At 46.3% G+C, this 18,046-nt stretch carries 19 protein-coding genes; 6 read left to right on the top strand and 13 right to left on the bottom strand.

Annotated features, from left to right (window positions below):
- Positions 1 to 147: 147 nt before the first annotated feature.
- Positions 148 to 987, top strand: a complete 840-nt coding sequence (locus AOU00_RS15460; RefSeq protein ID WP_069290994.1) for an AraC family transcriptional regulator — start codon at positions 148 to 150, stop codon at positions 985 to 987.
- A 44-nt stretch (positions 988 to 1,031) separates the two neighbouring features.
- Here AOU00_RS15460 and AOU00_RS15455 read toward each other — a convergent pair whose 3' ends face one another.
- The 3 genes from AOU00_RS15455 to AOU00_RS15445 are packed head-to-tail and all read right to left on the bottom strand — an operon-like array spanning position 1,032 to position 3,176.
- On the bottom strand, positions 1,032 to 1,913 hold the full coding sequence (locus AOU00_RS15455) for a MetQ/NlpA family ABC transporter substrate-binding protein (protein ID WP_069290993.1): 882 nt from the start codon (positions 1,911 to 1,913) through the stop codon (positions 1,032 to 1,034).
- Between the two features lie 25 nt (positions 1,914 to 1,938).
- Positions 1,939 to 2,709 carry an SDR family NAD(P)-dependent oxidoreductase gene (locus AOU00_RS15450; protein WP_069290992.1) on the bottom strand — a complete coding sequence of 257 codons (771 nt, stop codon included), beginning with the start codon at positions 2,707 to 2,709 and terminating at the stop codon, positions 1,939 to 1,941.
- 5 nt (positions 2,710 to 2,714) lie between these two features.
- Positions 2,715 to 3,176, bottom strand: a complete 462-nt coding sequence (locus tag AOU00_RS15445; RefSeq protein WP_029515967.1) for an S-ribosylhomocysteine lyase — start codon at positions 3,174 to 3,176, stop codon at positions 2,715 to 2,717.
- Between the two features lie 276 nt (positions 3,177 to 3,452).
- Between AOU00_RS15445 and AOU00_RS15440 the strand changes: the two genes are divergently transcribed.
- Entirely contained in the window at positions 3,453 to 4,253 is an 801-nt protein-coding gene (locus AOU00_RS15440; RefSeq protein ID WP_061829985.1) for a GTP pyrophosphokinase, read from the top strand.
- Between the two features lie 159 nt (positions 4,254 to 4,412).
- On the opposite strand, the gene thrS is transcribed toward AOU00_RS15440, so the two are convergent.
- Positions 4,413 to 6,326: a threonine--tRNA ligase gene (gene thrS, locus AOU00_RS15435; protein WP_013308583.1), complete on the bottom strand. Its 1,914-nt coding sequence runs from the start codon at positions 6,324 to 6,326 to the stop codon at positions 4,413 to 4,415.
- 479 nt (positions 6,327 to 6,805) lie between these two features.
- Between thrS and AOU00_RS25870 the strand changes: the two genes are divergently transcribed.
- Positions 6,806 to 7,045 carry a DUF3995 domain-containing protein gene (locus tag AOU00_RS25870; RefSeq protein ID WP_237166391.1) on the top strand — a complete coding sequence of 80 codons (240 nt, stop codon included), beginning with the start codon at positions 6,806 to 6,808 and terminating at the stop codon, positions 7,043 to 7,045.
- A 17-nt stretch (positions 7,046 to 7,062) separates the two neighbouring features.
- Here the strand turns inward: AOU00_RS25870 and AOU00_RS15430 are convergent, their stop codons facing one another.
- A complete protein-coding gene (locus AOU00_RS15430) occupies positions 7,063 to 8,286 on the bottom strand; it encodes an MFS transporter (RefSeq protein WP_069290991.1) in 1,224 nt (407 codons plus the stop codon).
- A 188-nt stretch (positions 8,287 to 8,474) separates the two neighbouring features.
- Between AOU00_RS15430 and AOU00_RS15425 the strand changes: the two genes are divergently transcribed.
- A complete protein-coding gene (locus tag AOU00_RS15425; protein ID WP_061829987.1) occupies positions 8,475 to 9,053 on the top strand; it encodes a TetR/AcrR family transcriptional regulator in 579 nt (192 codons plus the stop codon).
- A gap of 101 nt (positions 9,054 to 9,154) precedes the next feature.
- Here the strand turns inward: AOU00_RS15425 and AOU00_RS15420 are convergent, their stop codons facing one another.
- Positions 9,155 to 9,577: a MarR family winged helix-turn-helix transcriptional regulator gene (locus AOU00_RS15420; protein WP_069290990.1), complete on the bottom strand. Its 423-nt coding sequence runs from the start codon at positions 9,575 to 9,577 to the stop codon at positions 9,155 to 9,157.
- 164 nt (positions 9,578 to 9,741) lie between these two features.
- Here AOU00_RS15420 and AOU00_RS15415 point away from each other — a divergent pair, with 164 nt between their 5' ends.
- Positions 9,742 to 11,211 carry an MFS transporter gene (locus AOU00_RS15415; protein ID WP_069290989.1) on the top strand — a complete coding sequence of 490 codons (1,470 nt, stop codon included), beginning with the start codon at positions 9,742 to 9,744 and terminating at the stop codon, positions 11,209 to 11,211.
- A 135-nt stretch (positions 11,212 to 11,346) separates the two neighbouring features.
- Positions 11,347 to 11,847 carry an NAD(+) diphosphatase gene (locus AOU00_RS15410; protein ID WP_069290988.1) on the top strand — a complete coding sequence of 167 codons (501 nt, stop codon included), beginning with the start codon at positions 11,347 to 11,349 and terminating at the stop codon, positions 11,845 to 11,847.
- A gap of 166 nt (positions 11,848 to 12,013) precedes the next feature.
- Here the strand turns inward: AOU00_RS15410 and AOU00_RS15405 are convergent, their stop codons facing one another.
- From AOU00_RS15405 to AOU00_RS15375, 7 genes are all read right to left on the bottom strand, one after another.
- Complete coding sequence (locus AOU00_RS15405; RefSeq protein WP_069290987.1) at positions 12,014 to 13,090, bottom strand: Gfo/Idh/MocA family protein; 1,077 nt, start codon at positions 13,088 to 13,090, stop codon at positions 12,014 to 12,016.
- A 226-nt stretch (positions 13,091 to 13,316) separates the two neighbouring features.
- Entirely contained in the window at positions 13,317 to 13,730 is a 414-nt protein-coding gene (locus AOU00_RS15400) for a DUF350 domain-containing protein (RefSeq protein ID WP_069290986.1), read from the bottom strand.
- 93 nt (positions 13,731 to 13,823) lie between these two features.
- Positions 13,824 to 15,257 carry a glutathionylspermidine synthase family protein gene (locus tag AOU00_RS15395; protein ID WP_069290985.1) on the bottom strand — a complete coding sequence of 478 codons (1,434 nt, stop codon included), beginning with the start codon at positions 15,255 to 15,257 and terminating at the stop codon, positions 13,824 to 13,826.
- A 1-nt stretch (position 15,258) separates the two neighbouring features.
- Positions 15,259 to 15,597 (bottom strand): hypothetical protein, encoded by a 339-nt coding sequence (locus AOU00_RS15390; RefSeq protein WP_023986799.1) that lies wholly within the window; start codon positions 15,595 to 15,597, stop codon positions 15,259 to 15,261.
- A complete protein-coding gene (locus tag AOU00_RS15385) occupies positions 15,597 to 15,890 on the bottom strand; it encodes a hypothetical protein (protein WP_237166189.1) in 294 nt (97 codons plus the stop codon). The genes AOU00_RS15390 and AOU00_RS15385 overlap by 1 nt, the downstream gene beginning before the upstream one ends.
- 354 nt (positions 15,891 to 16,244) lie before the next feature.
- Complete coding sequence (locus tag AOU00_RS15380) at positions 16,245 to 17,150, bottom strand: M15 family metallopeptidase (RefSeq protein WP_069290983.1); 906 nt, start codon at positions 17,148 to 17,150, stop codon at positions 16,245 to 16,247.
- A 151-nt stretch (positions 17,151 to 17,301) separates the two neighbouring features.
- A complete protein-coding gene (locus AOU00_RS15375; RefSeq protein WP_069290982.1) occupies positions 17,302 to 18,027 on the bottom strand; it encodes a phosphoribosylglycinamide synthetase in 726 nt (241 codons plus the stop codon).
- Positions 18,028 to 18,046 lie beyond the last annotated feature (19 nt).

Raw genomic sequence — 18,046 nt, 5'->3', positions numbered from 1 at the left:
TGTTCATATGGTGTAAAGCTTGATAAGATTCAACAATGTAGCAGTAGGTTCTACAGAAATCATATATTAATTTTAGATATGAAGTACATGGCATGGTGCTCACTATTTATGTTATAATGCTTGATAATTTACATAAGGAGATTTAGCGTGATAGAATATTTGCCGCGTAGTAAACAGCATTCTGAATTGTATCTAACTCAGTTTGGCATAGAGGAATGCATACCGAGTCACTTTTTTGGACCTGCGATAAGAGATCACTATCTGCTTCATTATATTTTGGACGGAGAAGGTACCTTCGAGGTCGGTGGGTTCAGTTATCGCTTGCGGAAAGGACAGTGGTTTCTAATCTGCCCCCAGGTCATTACTTATTATCAAGCCGATGTAGTGAATCCTTGGTCTTATTGCTGGTTTGGATTTGACGGGGCACTGGCAGAAACACTCCTCAAGCAAGCAGGTCTAACGATGACGCGTCCAATCCTCAACTTTGAAGGAGACCATTTGATTCATCAGTATTTGCAGCGAATGAACGAATCAAGTGAATGCCATAAAGCTCGGGAAACCAGACTGACCGGTCTGCTTTGCTTAATGATATCGGAGCTTATAGAATTCGGTCCGGTAACACCTCCCGAACAAAAGGAAAGCCGGTCGGAAATTTACGTGGAAAAAGTGAAGGATTTTATCGAAATGAATTATGCTCAGAAAATTACCATTGAGCACATTGCAAATTTTATCGGACTCAATCGAAGCTATTTATGTTCGTTATTCAAACAACAAGTGAACACAAGTATTCAGGATTATTTGGTTCGCTATAGGATCAATAGAGCATGTGAAATGATGGGAAACGCTGAACTTTCGATCGGTGATATTTCCCGTTCAGTCGGCTATAACGACCCTTTACTCTTCTCGAAAATTTTCAAAAAGGTAAAGGGACTCTCCCCCAAACATTATCGAACCGAAACCCATACTCAAACTCAAGTCGACTACTAACGAACAAAAGAGGTCAACCCAAAAAACTGGCTGACCTCATAAGTTTATTTTGTAGTTTGTCCTTCCAAATAAGAAACCGGCTCTTTAACCTCTACTTTGGTGCCGCCAAATTCATCTTTAATGTATTTTTGAGTATCCTCGTTATGATAGAGATCCGCTAACTTTTGCAGCCCTTTGTCATTCGCCTTATCAGATGAAGTAACCAGGACGTTAATATTATTTTTGGTTGCCTGACTGATCTCCTCATGGAATAAGGAATCTTTCAGTACATTCAGACCCCCTTCTAAAGCAATTGTATTCCCAATCAGCACCAAGCCTACATCTTGAATCACTCGTGGTCCTGTTTTGTCATCAATTAGTTCAAATTTCAGGTTTTTAGGATTGCTAGTAATATCATTGACTGTACCCAAGGCATCATTAAAGTCAGCCTTAAGCTTAATCAAACCGGATGCTTCCAATAACTTTAAACCTCTTGCCGTATTGGCTGGGTTATCTGCCAAAGCTACCAGAGCCCCGTCGGTCACTTCATCGATGCTTTTGAATTTTTGCGAATAAATCCCCATGGGCTCCAGGTAGGTTGTGGCTATAGCCTTCAAATCAGCTTTGCTCTCTTTGTTATAGCTAACCAGGTACGCCCACGATTGGAATGCATTCACGTCTACTTCGCCTTCTTTGGTCGCATTGTTCGTTTCGATTCCGCCGTTAATTTCTTTCACTTCAATGTCCAACTTGGCATCCTTGGCGGCCTGGGACTGGGCAATATGCTTCCAGATCTGGGCGTCAGAGCCCATGGAGCCGATGACTACTTTTTGCGTTTCCGAACCGGAAGCGGCGCTGGAGCCATTGCTGTCAGAACTTTTATTACCGCATCCTGCGGCAATCAATAATAAACTAATCCCTAATAGTAAAACGAACGATTTCTTCATGTTGTTTTCCCCCAGATCATGTATGCTAGTGCATCGTCATTCCACCTGTAACATTAATCGCTTGTCCTGTCATATATGCAGAGAGCGGACTGGCCAGAAACAGCACCACATTGGCGACATCCTCCACCTCGGCCGTTCTCCCCAAAGGTACCTGTGAGCAATCTTCTTCGTATATTTCTTGAGCGGTCATTCCGCGAATGACGCCCCCTTCAATCCGTTCACGATGTTTCATCGGCGTTTCTACGATACCTGGACAAACCGCATTCACCAAAATTTGATGCGGAGCAAGCTCAATGGCCATCACCTTGGTCAAGCCAAGAACCGCATGTTTGGATGCACAATATCCGCCCATGGCCCGATATCCATTTTTTCCAGCCTGCGAAGCAATTTGAATAATTCGTCCTGATTTACGAGCGGCCACCATTTCTTTGGCAAAACGTTTGGACGCTACATACAGCCCAGTTGAATTGATCGAAAATACTTTCTCCCAATCAGCTAACTCACTATCAATGACATAATCCATCGTAGAAGTACCCGCGCAGTTCACCAATATATCAGGAGCTCCCGTTTCGCTGATTAGTAGATCGCACCATCTTTCGATATCATCCGGTTTCGATATGTCCAATTGCGTTTCAACCAACTGTGGATTGACCACTCTATACGGCCCTTCATAAGAAATATCAGCAGAAATCACTTTAGCTCCGCTTTGAATGAAAAGCTCTACAATTCCCTTGCCTATGCCTGACTTGCCGCCTGTCACTACCGCTGTCCGATGAGATAGGTCAATCGAAATCATAGATTTTAAAGTACTCTTTCGAAAGGATCGCGGCTAATACCAGCTTCCAATACAATCTTCACATATTCCTGCGCGGAAAAAAGAGAGTGGTCCTTGTAGTTCCCGCATTCCAAAGCAGTAACAGCCGGAACCTCTGTCGTTTCCAGAATTCTTTTCAAGGTTTTTTCCAAAGCGAGTGCAATTTCCTCAGGCTCGTGTTCATTCCACAAAATCAAGTAGAACCCCGTTCTGCATCCCATAGGAGAGATATCAATAATTCCTTTGATTTCATCTCTCAGGTACGTTGCTAATAAGTGCTCCAGCGTATGTACAGCAGCTGTAGGGAGTGCATCTTCATTGGGTTGCAAAAATCTCAAGTCATACTTTTGTACTGTGCTTCCTTTTTCGTCATGCTCTACTCCCGCCGCTCTTACATAAGGAGCCTTTACAATCGTGTGATCTAATTGAAAACTTTCTACTTTTGCCATTTTTCTTTTCCTCTTTTCTGTAATTTATATTTTTAATCTAATGATGGATACTCTACATTTGTGATTTTTTTTAAAGAATTAAATGCTCTAAATCAGCATTTTTGTAATTATACATCGGATTACTCGGTTTTACCACTATAATTCTTGTCGTATTTCTTTTTTCTTTGATCGTCTCTCCTTTGCCTGTAGGTTTTGACATAGTGTACAATGTATACGATAATGCATTTTTACGAAAAAGATCGAGGACATCATAAGCCTCATTTAGGAGAATGCTCTGTGAATGAACCGGATTGGAAGCACCTGAATGCTGTCCCATTACCCTTGCAGGAATTTCAGCTACAGCTGGATCAAAACAGTGTCGACGCCAAGCAACTAGAGGAGTGGAGAAAGATTCCCGTCCTTTATCAGCTGGCTCTGGAGGAATTAAAGAATAAAATTAAGCTGATTCAGACGGAATGGAAGCTGTTAGACGGTTTTAGCCCGATTGAGCATATTAAAACCCGGATCAAAGAGCCCCACAGCATCGTGGAAAAGGTTCGGCGCAAAGGGCATGAAGTCACCTTGGACAATATATTGCGTGAAATTCATGATATCGCGGGAATGCGCGTGGTATGCGCTTTTGTGAAAGATATTTATCGTCTGATGGATCATCTTCACACACGGGAAGACATTCGTATTCTGGAGGTCAAGGACTATATAGCCCATCCTAAGCCCAACGGCTATCAGAGCCTACATGTCATTGTGGAAATTCCGCTGATCCTGTTTGAGGGCACGCGCTGGATCAAGGTTGAAATTCAATTGCGCACATTGGCTATGGATTTCTGGGCCAGTATGGAGCATATTTTGTACTATAAGTTCGATAAGAAAGTGCCTGAACATGTCGTTAATGGATTGACCGAAGCCGCACGTGCAACCTACGAGCTGGATCAGAAAATGCTGAAGTTGCGCGGCGAAATTTTATCGCTTAGCGAGGAACAGGATGCGGAAGAATCCCCGGCCAAACAATCCGAAGAGACGTCCTTGAAGACACTCTCCCTCCCAGCAGATCACGCCACTTCACGGCCACAAACCTGCTAAGTATTTGTGTACAAGATAATTTAAGAATTCAGTTGAGGCTGCAAAAACTATGGTTCAGTCTTACGCTGGATTCTTATGTATTGGGTACAAAAAAAGAGCCATCAAAACCACGTTCATCATGGTTTTGATGGCTCTTTTACACATTTTTTCGATCAAATATTACTGTTTCTCGCGAATCTCTGTGCTGATTTTCTCTACGATGTCCGCAATACTGAGTGATCCCAGATCGCCTTCGCCGCGTTTACGAACCGCTACAGTACCGGTTGTTTTTTCATTTTCCCCGATAACGAACATATATGGAACCTTCTCCAGTTGCGCCTCGCGGATTTTATAACCAAGCTTCTCATTGCGAGTATCCACTTCGACGCGTAGACCTGCTTTCAGCAACGCATCCTGTATCTCATTAGCAGTCTCGATATAGTTCTCGGATACTGGCAACAGCTTCGCATGAACAGGAGCCAACCACAATGGGAATGCACCTGTAAAATGCTCAGTCAGGATGCCCATGAAGCGGTCAATCGAACCATAGATGGCACGGTGAATAACGACTGGACGGTGCTTCTGGTTGTCCTCGCCCACATAAGTGAGGTCGAATTTTTCAGGCATTTGGAAGTCCAATTGGATCGTTCCGCACTGCCAGCTGCGTTTGAGCGCATCAAGAATGTGGAAGTCAATTTTCGGACCGTAAAATGCTCCATCTCCCGCATTAATACGGTAGTTGATGCCCAGGTGATCCAGCACGTTTTGCAGAGCTTGTTCCGCTTGATCCCACAGTGCTGGCTCGCCCATAAAGTCATCTGGACGTGTGGACAATTCCACTGTGAAGTCAAAGCCAAACACACTATACATTTCGTTAATCAGCTTAATTACGTCTGTAATTTCTTGTTCAATCTGACCTGGTGTGACGAAAATATGCGCATCATCCTGACAGAATGTACGAACACGCATCATACCGTTCAACGCGCCGGACAGCTCATGGCGATGCACTTGTCCAAATTCGGCTATACGAATTGGCAGATCGCGGTAGGAGTGAAGCTCATTTTTAAACACAAGCATATGCCCTGGGCAGTTCATCGGTTTCAGAGCAAATGTAGTTTCATCCACTTCGGAGAAGTACATGTTTTCCTTGTAATGCTCGTAGTGTCCCGATTGTTCCCACAGACGATTGTTCATCATCAGCGGTGTACGTACTTCCTCATAGCCATGCAGACGTTGAATATCACGGGAGTAATCTTCCAATGCAGTGCGGACAACCATACCTTTAGGCAGGTAGAACGGCATGCCCGGTGCTTCTTCGGAGAACATGAACAGTTCCAGCTCTTTACCCAGCTTGCGATGGTCGCGTTTTTTCGCTTCCTCCAGCAAATGCAGGTGCTCATCCAGTTGTGCTTTTTTCGGGAATGCTGTTCCGTAGATACGTTGCAGCATCTTGTTGTTGGAATCGCCTCTCCAGTATGCGCCCGCTACACTCAACAGTTTAAAAGCTTTGATGCGGCCAGTTGATGGCAAATGCGGGCCACGACACAGGTCAAAAAATTCGCCTTGATCATAGATTGTAATTTCCGCTTCTTCCGGCAAATCACGAATCAGTTCCAGCTTCAGTGGATCTTCCAGCTCTCCAAAAATACGAGTGGCTTCCTCACGGCTGACTACACGACGTGTAATCGGCAGATTTTCCTGTGCGATCTTCGTCATTTCCTTCTCGATCTTGGCCAAGTCGTCAACGGACAATGGGTTTTCGATATCAATGTCATAGTAGAAGCCGCTGTCGATGACCGGACCGATACCCAGTTTCACGTTTTTCTCACCGTAAATGCGTTTGAGCGCCTGAGCGAGCAAATGCGCTGTACTGTGACGATAAATTTCCAGGCCGTCTGCACCGTCCAGCGTAATGATTTCAAGGTCAACGTTCTGATCCAAAACGGTGTTCAGATCTACAGCCTTCCCGTTCACTTTACCTGCTACGGCGTTCTTTTTCAGCCCGGAGCTGATCGAACCCGCCACGTCGGCGATCGTTACGCCCTGCTCGTACTCGCGTACGGCTCCATCTGGCAATTTCACTTGAATACTCACGATTAAAGCCTCCATTTCAAATTGTGTTCTATATCAAAATTGAACGCAAAAAAACGCCTCTCTCCCTCAAGGGACGAGTGCGTTCAGCTCGTGGTTCCACCCTAGTTCGGCCCGCTCCTGTGCGTACATTTATGTTCATCGGAACATGCTCATGCACGACATGCGTGACCCTCCATTGGTATCCGTTAACGGGGATAAAGCGGTAGGCGCTTACTGATGTTACTGCCAGATTGCACAGCTACATGTTCAACGTCACGGCTACAAAGGGGTAACTTCACATGCGGTTGCCGGAAAAGCTCTCAGCCTCGTCTTTTCTCTCTGAACGGCCCTTCAAGGAAATCATGTCTTTGGTCAATGCCTTGAATATCACTATATTCTACAGCATTATAGATCAAATTCGCAGGTATTTCAAGTGGGCGTTTATGTAATTTCATGCCTCCTATTGGGTATTCGGCGGACAAAAAGGTGCAAAGGCAGCGATCCCAAGCACAGGAACGGCTTTGCTCTTTGAGCCGTTTTTCAGTACCTTTCATTCCTACGGTGTAGGCTTGTTGTCGTGCGTATTTATTTTACGTTCTATAGGAGATTTCAAATGGGTAGGGTTCTTCAAGAGAAAAAAAGGAACTGTTTTTGCAAAGTGGGACACTGTGCTCTACTCGCCCCTTTGTTTTCTCTTGGGAACAGCCATTTTAATTATTATGTTTTTGCGTACGGCATAGCTTAAAGCCGACCTCTATCAGGTGGTTTGTTTCTTTCGCACGTCTCCACTCGTTTCTTTCTCAGTGAAAAAGTAGAGCAAAGCCAGCACAGGCAGGACGACTCCAATCAGAGAACTAAAATTCCAACCTCCTAACGCATACGACCAACCACCTAATGATGATCCAATCGCTCCGCCTATGAAAAAAATAGACATGAATAATCCGTTCAGACGCCCCCTCGCCTCACTTCCCAAGGAGTAAATCACACGCTGTCCAAGTACAAGGTTTCCCGATACGGCCATATCCAGTGTAATCGCTGAAATAAAGAGAAGTACGAGCGCAACCGTCGAATGACTTTGAAAAAGATAGATGAGCGAAAAAGACAAGGCTGCAATGATCATAGCTAACCCGGTTAAACCTTTGCTCCAGCCTTTATCAGCCAATCTCCCGGCAATCGGGGCAGCTACTGCACCGCCTACGCCTACTAAAGCAAACAATGCAATCCCTTGTTGAGACATTCCGAAATCATCCGCCAAACGTAGAGGAACAACAGTCCAAAATAGGCTGAATGCACCAAATAGGCAGGCTTGATACAGGGCACGGCGGCGCAGTGCAGGCGTTTGTTTTAAAAGAGTGCCTAGCGAGAAAATTAATTTACTGTAAGATACCGTAGGCACAGGCTTGCGCTCTGGAAGAGCTCGCGAGAGCAGAATCGTCAACAGCGTCAAGACAATGGCTGACAAAATAAATACGGCTTGCCATCCCCAGATGCTGGTGATAAAGCTTGCTACTGGCCGTGCGAACATAATGCCTAGCAAGAGTCCGCTCATGACATTCCCAACAACGCGGCCGCGCTGCTCTTCGGATGCTAAATAGGTGGCGTACGGCACCAGTATTTGGGCTACCACAGATCCAATTCCAATGAATAAGGATGCAGTCAGGAACAACGGGGCATTGGTGGCAAAAGCGGCAACAACCAATGCACAGACTGTGATGATTAGCGATATGACCATAAGCCGTCGATTTTCAATAATGTCGCTGAGCGGTACGATAAATAACAATCCCACCACATAACCGATTTGAGTTAAGGTGACAATGAAGCCCGCTGCTGTAGAAGAAAGACCCATAGCAACGTGAATAGGTCCTACAAGGGTTTGAGCATAGTACAGGTTGGCAACAATAAGGCCGCATGCGGCTGCCAACAAAAACATCATCCAATTTGAGATACGGTTACTTTTTAAGGCTTGTTGTTCTCTTTGCATAATAATCCTCCTCATTAATTTAAATACTAAACGTATAGTTCATTAATTCGATAATCAAATAATATACTGAACGTTTCGTTTTGTAAATAGGCAAAATCAACTTTTTTATTTCACATGATATTTGATATACTGAACGTATAGTTTATTTTTCGCGTTTACTTATATCTGTTAAGAAGGTGAGCATTCCAGTGCAGAGCAAAAGAGGACGTCCACGTAATGTCGAGACGCAAAAATCTATCCTTAACGCTTCCTATGATCTACTGTTGGAGCAAGGCTTTGGGGCGGTTACGGTAGAAAAAATTGCTGAGCGAGCAAAAGTTAGCAAAGCCACCATTTATAAATGGTGGCCTAACAAAGCTGCAGTAGTAATGGATGGTTTCCTGTCAGCCACCATAGCAAGATTGCCCGTGCCCGACACGGGTTGTGTATTAGATGATATTCTCATTCATGCCACGAATTTAGTGCGGTTCTTAATAAGCAGAGAGGGTAAAATCATTACGGAGTTAATAGGTGAAGGGCAACTCGATTCAGGATTGTCAGAGGCATACCGGACCCGATATTTCCACCCTCGGCGACTTGAGGCCAGGCTTCTTATTGAGCGCGGAATAGAGCGCGGAGAATTGAAGGAAAATCTCGATATTGAATTATGTATCGATCTCATTTATGGGCCCGTTTTTTATCGATTGCTGGTAACTGGTTATCCATTAGACGATTCCTATGTGCGACAATTAGTCATGAATGCGTTCAAAGGAATTGGCATGGACTGAATAAGTGGTATCAAGCAGTTCTCACAGAGTATCCTCTGTGAGGGCTGCTTTTTCTTTTACCTGCCACGATCCTCTGGCTAACTCCTTATTTGTTTATTTGTTTATTCGTCAGGGTCTATACTAATCTTTTGCAGTAAGTCGATAAGAAGATCCTCTTCCTCTTCGGATAGTTTATGGACAAGGCTGACATTGAGCTCGTCCAATATTCCTTGTAAGACAGGGGCAAACTCTAACGCCTTGGCCGTGGGAGATACAAGATAGGAACGGCGGTCATTTGGGTCCGTTTTCCGTTCAATATAGCCTGATTCCTCCAATTGTTTCACAGAGCGTGCCGTGGTTGCCTTGTCAAATTTAAGTTCATTCGTCAACTGCTCTTGTGTAATGCCCGGTCGCTGCAAAATGAGCTTTAAAAAGCTGTGTTGTCCTCCACTGCCGATTCCGTAAGGGGCCAGTTTTTTGGACAGTATTTTTTGATTTCGACGGTACAAGTGGGAAATTAGCTTTCCAATCGGTTTTTTTCTCATCAAATACACCTCATTGGCTTGAAAATGACAAATCCCCAGTTGGGACCAAAGCAAAGTTTACAACAATATTGTTGCGCACGCAACTAATTTGCTGTACACTAGAACCGTTCATTTAGTTGCGCGTGCAACTAAATAGAAATTGTTAACGATAACGAGGTGTAATGATGAGTTCAACTGCTACAACGGCTACAACCTATCAAGAGAATATCGAAGTCCAGAAGAAACGTTGGCTGATTTTAATTGTTTTGAATCTGTTTACATTTATGTCCACGTTGGATGGAAGCATCGTCAATATCGCTCTTCCTGTGTTGTCTCGCACGTTACATTTACCCGTGGCACAGATTGAATGGGTGACAACCGCCTATTTAATGGCGATATGTACCGCTATCTTATTTTTTGGCAAGCTTGGAGATATCGTCGGTAAAATCAAAATATTCAAAATCGGCACAATCGTATTCATTCTTGGCTCCCTAATGTGCGGTCTTAGCTCTTCGCTTTCTATGCTGCTGATTTCCCGTATTATTCAAGCATTTGGAGCGTCCATGACCATGGCGAACAGCCAGGGGATCGTGACAGATATCTTCCCGTCCAATGAACGGGGCAAAGCACTTGGCCTCATTGGAACCTTCGTTTCTCTGGGCAGTATCGCCGGGCCAAGCTTGGGCGGTATTATTGTCTCGTCGCTGGGCTGGCAGTACATTTTCTGGGTCAATGTACCGGTAGGGCTGGTCGCTGTCTTTCTTGGCTGGAAGCTTCTGCCGAAGGATTTGATCAAGGTGAAAGATAAAATTGACGTTCCCGGTAGCTTGGTATTTGCTATTTTTATTCTCACTTTGTTCGTCGGATTGTTGCTGGGACAGCAGGTCGGGTATGGCGACAAACGTATCGTTGCTTCGCTGGTGGTGGCTGTAGTTGCTTTTGCCATGTTCATTAGGTTGGAACTTCGTCGTCCTGGGCCGCTCTTACAGCTCGCGCTATTCAAAAATCCGTTATTTTCGCTCAGTATTTTGTGTGCTTTTCTGGTGTTCGTCGCTAACTTTTGCTTTAACATCATTTCGCCCTTTTATGCGCAGAATATGCTGAACTTGTCGCCTTTTCATGCCGGGTTCCTGCTGATGCTGCTTCCCATCTCGATGGTTATTGTGGCCCCTCTCAGCGGTGCGCTTTCCGATAAAATCGGATCTGAACTGCTTACATTCGCCGGGCTGGTCGTTATGGTTATTGCCCAAATTGGATTGGCCCAATTGCATGCAGGCAGCTCTATCCCGCTCGTGGGTCTGTGGATTGCCATGCTGGGCATTGGCAGTGGTTTATTCCAATCACCGAACAACTCGCTGATTATGTCCACGGTACCCCGCACACAGCTTGGCTCAGCCGGGAGTGTCAATTCGCTGGTTCGCAACGTCGGTATGGTTGTGGGGATCACTTTGGCCACATCGATCCTCTTTTATATTATGAGTAAAGAGGCTGGTTATCGGGTCACCGGCTTGGTCCCGGGTCATCCAGAAATTTTTCTGGCAGGCATGCATGTAGTCTTTATGACGTCCGCGTCCATCTGTCTTGTGGCGGCATTGTTAACAGGCTGGCGGCTGATCGGGGCTAGACGGGCAAGAACGCAGCAAGAAAAGGGATAAAGACCAAGAGAAGAAATAAAACGTCCGTAGACAGAACAATGATCGTAGAATTAAGATGATGAGTATTGCAGTACAAACACGGCATTAAAAGCAACATTTACAATTTTAAAAATGGGATACAAGGGTGGAGCTTACATGAAATATTGCTATGAATGCGGAACAAAATTGATGGTGAAGGAGTGTGAAGGCGAAGGCCCTATCCCCTTTTGTCATACATGCCAGGTCTTTCGTTTCCCGATATTCAGCACTGCGATCAGTACCGCTGTATTGAATAGTCGGAGAGATAAGGTGCTGCTCATACAGCAGTACAATATTCAAGGCTTCATTTTATTGGCAGGTTATGTGAACAAGGGGGAATCCGCCGAGCAGACATTGGTGCGTGAAGTTAAGGAAGAAGTAGGATTACAAGTCGATGAGTATCAATATATGCGCAGCGAGTATTTTGAACGAAGCAATACACTGATGCTGAATTTTGTATCCATTGTGAATGACGATCAGTTAGATGTTCTTAGTACGGAGGTAGATCAAGCACGTTGGTTTACACTGGAGGAAGCCAAGCAAGCTATTTTGAAAAACAGCTTAGCTGAATCCTTCTTGCTGACCATTATTGAAAAGATTGAGGCAGGATTGATTTGAAGTGATATAAGCGTTGCGATACGAAAATGATGAAAAAGATGTCTTTACAGATATATTGAATTGCTAAACCGCAAGATGGCTGCTCTTTCCAAGGAACCCTCTTGCGGGTCACAGCATGTTTATACTCTTTGTCAGTGCTGGAATTTCAGCGACTCCCCTCACATCCCTACATTTCTACTAAACGTCCATTCTCTTTCCAGGATTGCAGTATTTTCTCAAGTACCCACTGGTTTTTGTAGCCGTCCTCGAATAAGGGAGCACGATCCACAGACTTTCCCCTTGCCAGCTCAACAAAATCTTCATAGGCCGTGTGATTATAGATTGCAGGGACAGCCCAACTCTCGTATTCGGCACCCGGGTGTTCCAGGTCACGCAGCACAATGCGGATACTTTCCGGGTTATTGAGGCTGGCGTGCAGCGTACCAAGTTCTCCATAGATATCGACTTCGATATCGTGCCGTATGCCGATGGCATTTTTATGAGTGATAAAGGTTCCCACGGTATTGTCGCCTACGATGCCATGAAAGGCAGCGAGATCTTCCACATCCACTTTTACAGGCAGACCCGTGATCGGATCGAACCGCTCGGGTGTAATGGTATGTAGCAGCGCTGCGACACTTTTAAATTCACCCACCAGAAAACGGGCCAGATCAATGATATGTGAGGCTGTATCCCCCACTACTCCAGAACCAGCCTTGGCCAAATTGTGACGCCATGTATACGGATGCTGACGATACGGCGCAAATGCATCCATCAGATAACGAAATTGAATGTTATAGATTTTGCCCAGCTTTTGCTCATCCAGCAGTTGCTTGGTATATTGGAAGGCCGCGCCGTAACGATGCTTATAGTGAACCAGCAAAGGCACCGGATTCGCTGTATATAGCTTTTTCAACTGATCCGCTTCCTCCCATGTGAGAGTCAATGGTTTTTCTGCCAGTACAGCTTTGTGTTCTTCCAGCGCAATACGAATAATGTCAAAATGCACATCATTGGGTGTCAGCGACAGAATCGCATCTACCTCTGGGTCACGGATTAATGCTTCATAATGGGCGTACCGCTTGGAAGCAGGCAGTTGCAATTGTTCTCCGATGGCTTGAAGGCGATTGGGATTCACATCACTAACGGCCACAATAGATACCCCCGAGATGCTGTGCAGTGATCTTATGTGATATTCAGCGATAAGACCCAGGCCAATGATACCCATCCGAATTTGTTTGGTTGGGGAGGTGGAGGTACTCATATGTTTAGAATTCCCTTCTCTTCTATTTGGTTTGAACTCTGTAGCAAATTCCTTTTGCTATGCAGTATCACCCGTTGCTTTATAGAATAGTCCCCACAGGAAGTGATCGTTGCAACCTTCAATTCAACATTCTGATGCCGGGCAGTGAATACAATGTTCCACAAAAAAAGGATCTGCAGCTCCGTTGTCCGGTATTGCAGATCCTTGTATTCCTTCTCTATGTCGACTACATCAAAAATGTACCTACGACAAAAGACACCCCGACGATGATCGAGCGCAGCAGCTGTGCCAGAGCCACATTGCCTTTGGCAATTTCCTCGCACACCTTGGTACGCGGCGTCACCAGATCAAAAATCACATAGACCAAACACAGTACTACAATGCCTACGGCCGACCATGTCAGCATTTCGAGCCATGAATGACTGCTGTACGACACCATCCCCACGATGATACACAGACCTAGCAGCTTTGCACCCATATAGATGCCTGCCGCCTCATTGCCGCGTGCGATTTCTTGATTATCGTTATAACGTGTCAGCAAACTGAACACAAAATAACCTACGATTAAGATAGCAAATAGGATAAGCAGGCCGACACCTACATTGCCCAATGCGTTCCCCAAACTGATATAAGAGTCCAATTTTCTTCCTCCTTATGATACTTCAGGATTTTGCCAAATCCTCACTTGTAAATGAACAGATACGTTCGAATATTGTACATTTTTTAATTCAGCTTATATAACGTGCGGATTAGGAGGTGCGGTGGCAACGGCGGCGGCGCAATAGTAGGCCATATCACCTGTTACCTTTTCACCGATTCGCGGCAGGACACCCGCAAAACGCCCCCCGATCACGAATATACCTGTTAGCACATAGCCATGAAATAATCCTTCGTCGGTCTGTACCTCTGCACTCTGCATCGGCCACAGCCGCTGATAAATCTTAGGCTGTCCCTCGTAATAAGCGGCAATATGTGCGGCTTCCTCCTGCTCAGGCGTTCGTGGAGCGTCAGCTTGGTGAAGCAGATCAGGGTTGTCAATCTCCGCAGGTTCAACCTCTCCCAAGGCGCCTTTCAGCATCTCCTCGGATTGAGGATGTTCAATCAAGTGCGTCCCTTTACCCTCCCGTCCCCATATACCTTTAGCCACATAAGGCTCTTTATTTTGCATAAACACCGAGGGCTCAAAATACGTAGGCAGCAGGTAGGTTCGTATCACCTCCAGCTCGCGATCGTCAAACAAACGAAAGCCACAGAACTCTGGTGTTTGCTCATTGCGCTCATACAGTGACCACACGGTTGCGGTGAACCCTTTGCTCTGGGTAATGATATGCTGTGGCGGGTTGATTAATCCTATTTTCCCGTCTGCCACCATATCCATTAGCGCCTGCCCCACCTCAAGCCCCGTATTCTCTTCCCGGTCATCAATTAGATATTCCAGCGGATACAGGCGATAGAGAATGTGGATCTGCTCTCCCCGGTGATACAATCCTTCATTCGGGATAATCTCCAGTTCTTCCAAAGGCGCATAAACGACTTCGAATCCGGCTTGTTCACATAAATGCATAATATATTTGGTGTTCGTCTGATCCTCGATGTGCCAGTCATAGCAAGCAAAATACACCTTTGTCCCTAATCCCTTGCGACTATAAAAATGAATGAGCTCCGTCAAGGCAGACTGAATCGCCTCGTCCATTCCAGTTGAGGGTCCATGTAGTGCATTGTCATCCTCCGACATTCCATCCCTACTCAGCACCTCCAGCAGCTTTCCTTCGAGATAAGCCACCTCGGGAATCCCGGTTGGGGTATCGGTGTTATTCTCAATGCACTTGATACCCGCTTTCCCCACAATCCAGTCCTGGCGGGTTATCCCATCCGGCTCGGCCTCCATACGTGCAGCACGCAGCAAGCCCGGATGAATCCCCAACCGTTTCACCAGGTATTCATCCGGCATATAGCGCTGAACGAATTGCTGAACCTTGCGATAAATACGATGTACCGCCTCAGAAGCAACCTGAAGCTCTGCCAGCTCGCTTTCCCGATATACCGTTAAGGCTGGCACGCAATAGGATTTGCCATACATGCGGTGATACGGGATGATACGGCTGATTTCACCCTTAAAAAGCTCATCATGTTCATAAGGCAATTGCCGAATCGTACGCATGCTCATCTTAACCCCCAGAGAAAAAGCCGCTGCGTGAGCCGCTGCTGCCAAAACCGCTGTGTGAGCTGGAAGATGAGGATGAGCTTTTGCGGTATGAGCTGGAAGATGAACGACTGCTATGGTATGAGGAGCCTCCACTATAATAAGTCGATCCGCCATAGTAATACCCGCTGCTGCCTGAATCCCGACACGCTGTTTGTTCCGATACAGGAAGCTCATCGCAGTCATAATACTCGTCGTCACCGCACCCCGTCAGAGCAGCTGGGACAGCCAACATCAGAGCAAAGGCCGCCATCCGTGTACGAGAGCCGGGCTTGGATTTCATCTTTTCCCAAGAATGCTCCATCACAGATCGACCTCCTTCACAAACAGATGTACCTTTTTCAGCTGAGGGTCCAATACCGAATATATAAATTCATATGTTTTGCCACCCAGTACTGTATAGTGATCTAATAGCCGTTGGGCCAACTCCAAAGTAAATACCGAACCTTCCCGCTGATCCATACTACGGAATGCAGGGTCATGCCATATCCAGTACATTGCACTGTATGTGGAAGTGTAACCTCCCTCACTGGCAAGCACGAGGTCTGTGATGGACGCACCGTAAGGCTTTGCACGTTCCCCTGTAAATTCAGTCACATAGACGGAATGATCCGTATGTTCCTCACTTTCATTCGATATATGCGACCATAGTTTGTCATGGAGACGCGTAGCGTCTACAAGCTTGCGTAGAAACAGCTCATCTCCCGATACGGATTCCCGTGTCAGGCTGCGCAGTTCCTTTTGAGTGTCTTCCGACCATTCGCAATACGTTAATGAATAATAAATGATGATTCCCTTCCCTTCCTATACGCTTCTGTCATGAGGTTTGCAACAAATCAAAGCGCTTATGTCGTCGTTCACTATACGAGATTCTACCTTGAAAAGGTTCAATTTGGAAGAAAAACACGACAAAAAGCCGCAATCTCTAGGATTACGGCTTGGTTTTCACTGCTACAGCTTGATATTGTTCTCGTCGAAATATTCCTCCAGCGTCATCCCCTGCTTGGCTACATCCTCCGCAATGTCTATTCCCACATAACGGATATGCCAAGGCTCGTACACATAGCCGGTTACATCTTCCTTACCCTTCATATAACGAATAATAAATCCGTACTCCGGTGCATGTTTTTCCAGCCATTCGCCTTCCTTGGAAGCTCCGAAGGACTGCTCCAGCACATTACCCACGCTTGGACTGGATACATCAATGGACAAACCTGTCTGATGCTCACTCGTACCCGGTACAGCGCTAACTTTAGAGGCATATTCCTGCCCCTTTGTCTTTACATTGTTGTTGAAAATAGATACCTGACGCTTATAGGAACGGTATCCCGATACCGCACGCAGCTCAATACCGTCTTTTTCCGCACCGTCGAACAGCTTCTCCAGTGCCTCTGCCGCTTCCTTACGCAAATGCCGTTTTTCATGCGGTCCCTCGAAGGAAAAAGGCACTTGCGGCTCCACCAGGTCATCGGGGACATAGCCTACAGGCAAGCTGCGCTTTTTGTTCACAACGACTGTATCAGAAGTCGCATTGGTGACAATCGCAGTTCCATCCTCTTCCTTAACCGTGGCTTGCAGCGCACTCTGGCTTCGCAACGCCATCACAGGGTCGGCCTGTCCACTTCCTGTACCCGCAGAGGCTTGTCCAGCGCTAGTGCTGCCATTGCCCGCATCCGGCTGGGCGGAAGGCTGTACATTCTCCTGTACCGCTGTAGATGACTTCAACGGCTCGCTTTCCTGTCCACCTGATCCCCCCTGCTGGCAGGCTGCCAGTAATAGCCCTGGCAGGATCAGCCCCGGAATGAGCGCTTTGGTCCATCTCTTAGATGCTCGCGTCTGTTGTATATGTCGTTTCATGCTGGTATCTCCTCCAATATTGCATTTGATGCATGACTTGCTGTGACTTTTCCGTTTCCCCATTGTAACTGAACTTTTGGCACTCTTCGAAGCCATTATCCCGTTCGATGAAGGCGAATAGACTCGAAAAAGGAAGTATATACCCGAATTGTTACGGAGTATGACGTTTTTGCGGGATTGCAGCTCGGGCCCGCTCGGCTACCCGTTCACGTATGAGTTTCAATGCCTCTTCCGCACGGGGTAAACCCGGCAGCAAATCTGTAATATCCGCTTCCTTCTTAGGAGCAAGCTTCTGCGGCAGACGAATCTCAATTGCATGAAAGCCCGCACCGGGACGATGCAATGCTCCTTCTGCGGCAGACTCCGCAATCCATTCGCTAATCGCTGCCGATCCGCTGCGTCCGCCCTCTGGCCGCGAGGTAGACTCAAGCGCAGGGGATGTCCCCTGCACATGGGATAACTCCCCGGCCCAAGCACTGAATACGTACTCCAGCAGCTCTTCCCGTGTCATTCCGATCAGTTCTAGACAGGTCTGCGGCTCGCTTTCCAGACCGGTTTGAAGAGCTTTCTTCACCTCGTCGACTACACCCACGCCATCCTCCGTGCTAGAAGTGGCTGTCTCAGCTGCTAGCTGAACGATCTCATCCAGCGATAGACAGGTTTCCCCTTGCAAAAAACGGTAGATGTCCAAAGGATCTGCTTTTAGCTGCTCCAGCCATGCTTTTCGCTGTTCGGGGTTCAGTACAGGCGCTGGGCCAGTCCATTGGACAACATGTGTGGAAGGTACCCCCGTTGATTCGCCTTCCAACCCATTTCTGTCTAATTCCGCTATCCATTGACCGTCAGTTACTTTTAGCTTCACTCGCGGCCTCGTCATCGCCTTCATCCTTTCTCTG

This window comes from Paenibacillus polymyxa (assembly GCF_001719045.1).
GTDB lineage: Bacteria > Bacillota > Bacilli > Paenibacillales > Paenibacillaceae > Paenibacillus > Paenibacillus polymyxa_B.
Note: the sequence above shows the minus strand (reverse complement) of the source record. Positions and strands in the feature narration are given on the sequence as shown.

What these genes read in the sequence shown, in the direction of transcription:
- AOU00_RS15455 (WP_069290993.1), bottom strand. Translation starts at nt 1,913, where the DNA reads ATGAAGAAATCGTTCGTTTTACTATTAGGGATTAGTTTATTATTGATT.
- AOU00_RS15450 (WP_069290992.1), bottom strand. Translation starts at nt 2,709, where the DNA reads ATGATTTCGATTGACCTATCTCATCGGACAGCGGTAGTGACAGGCGGC.
- AOU00_RS15445 (WP_029515967.1), bottom strand. Translation starts at nt 3,176, where the DNA reads ATGGCAAAAGTAGAAAGTTTTCAATTAGATCACACGATTGTAAAGGCT.
- AOU00_RS15430 (WP_069290991.1), bottom strand. Translation starts at nt 8,286, where the DNA reads ATGCAAAGAGAACAACAAGCCTTAAAAAGTAACCGTATCTCAAATTGG.
- AOU00_RS15420 (WP_069290990.1), bottom strand. Translation starts at nt 9,577, where the DNA reads ATGAGAAAAAAACCGATTGGAAAGCTAATTTCCCACTTGTACCGTCGA.
- AOU00_RS15415 (WP_069290989.1), top strand. Translation starts at nt 9,742, where the DNA reads ATGAGTTCAACTGCTACAACGGCTACAACCTATCAAGAGAATATCGAA.
- AOU00_RS15410 (WP_069290988.1), top strand. Translation starts at nt 11,347, where the DNA reads ATGAAATATTGCTATGAATGCGGAACAAAATTGATGGTGAAGGAGTGT.
- AOU00_RS15405 (WP_069290987.1), bottom strand. Translation starts at nt 13,090, where the DNA reads ATGAGTACCTCCACCTCCCCAACCAAACAAATTCGGATGGGTATCATT.
- AOU00_RS15395 (WP_069290985.1), bottom strand. Translation starts at nt 15,257, where the DNA reads ATGAGCATGCGTACGATTCGGCAATTGCCTTATGAACATGATGAGCTT.
- AOU00_RS15390 (WP_023986799.1), bottom strand. Translation starts at nt 15,597, where the DNA reads ATGGAGCATTCTTGGGAAAAGATGAAATCCAAGCCCGGCTCTCGTACA.
- AOU00_RS15380 (WP_069290983.1), bottom strand. Translation starts at nt 17,150, where the DNA reads ATGAAACGACATATACAACAGACGCGAGCATCTAAGAGATGGACCAAA.
- AOU00_RS15375 (WP_069290982.1), bottom strand. Translation starts at nt 18,027, where the DNA reads ATGACGAGGCCGCGAGTGAAGCTAAAAGTAACTGACGGTCAATGGATA.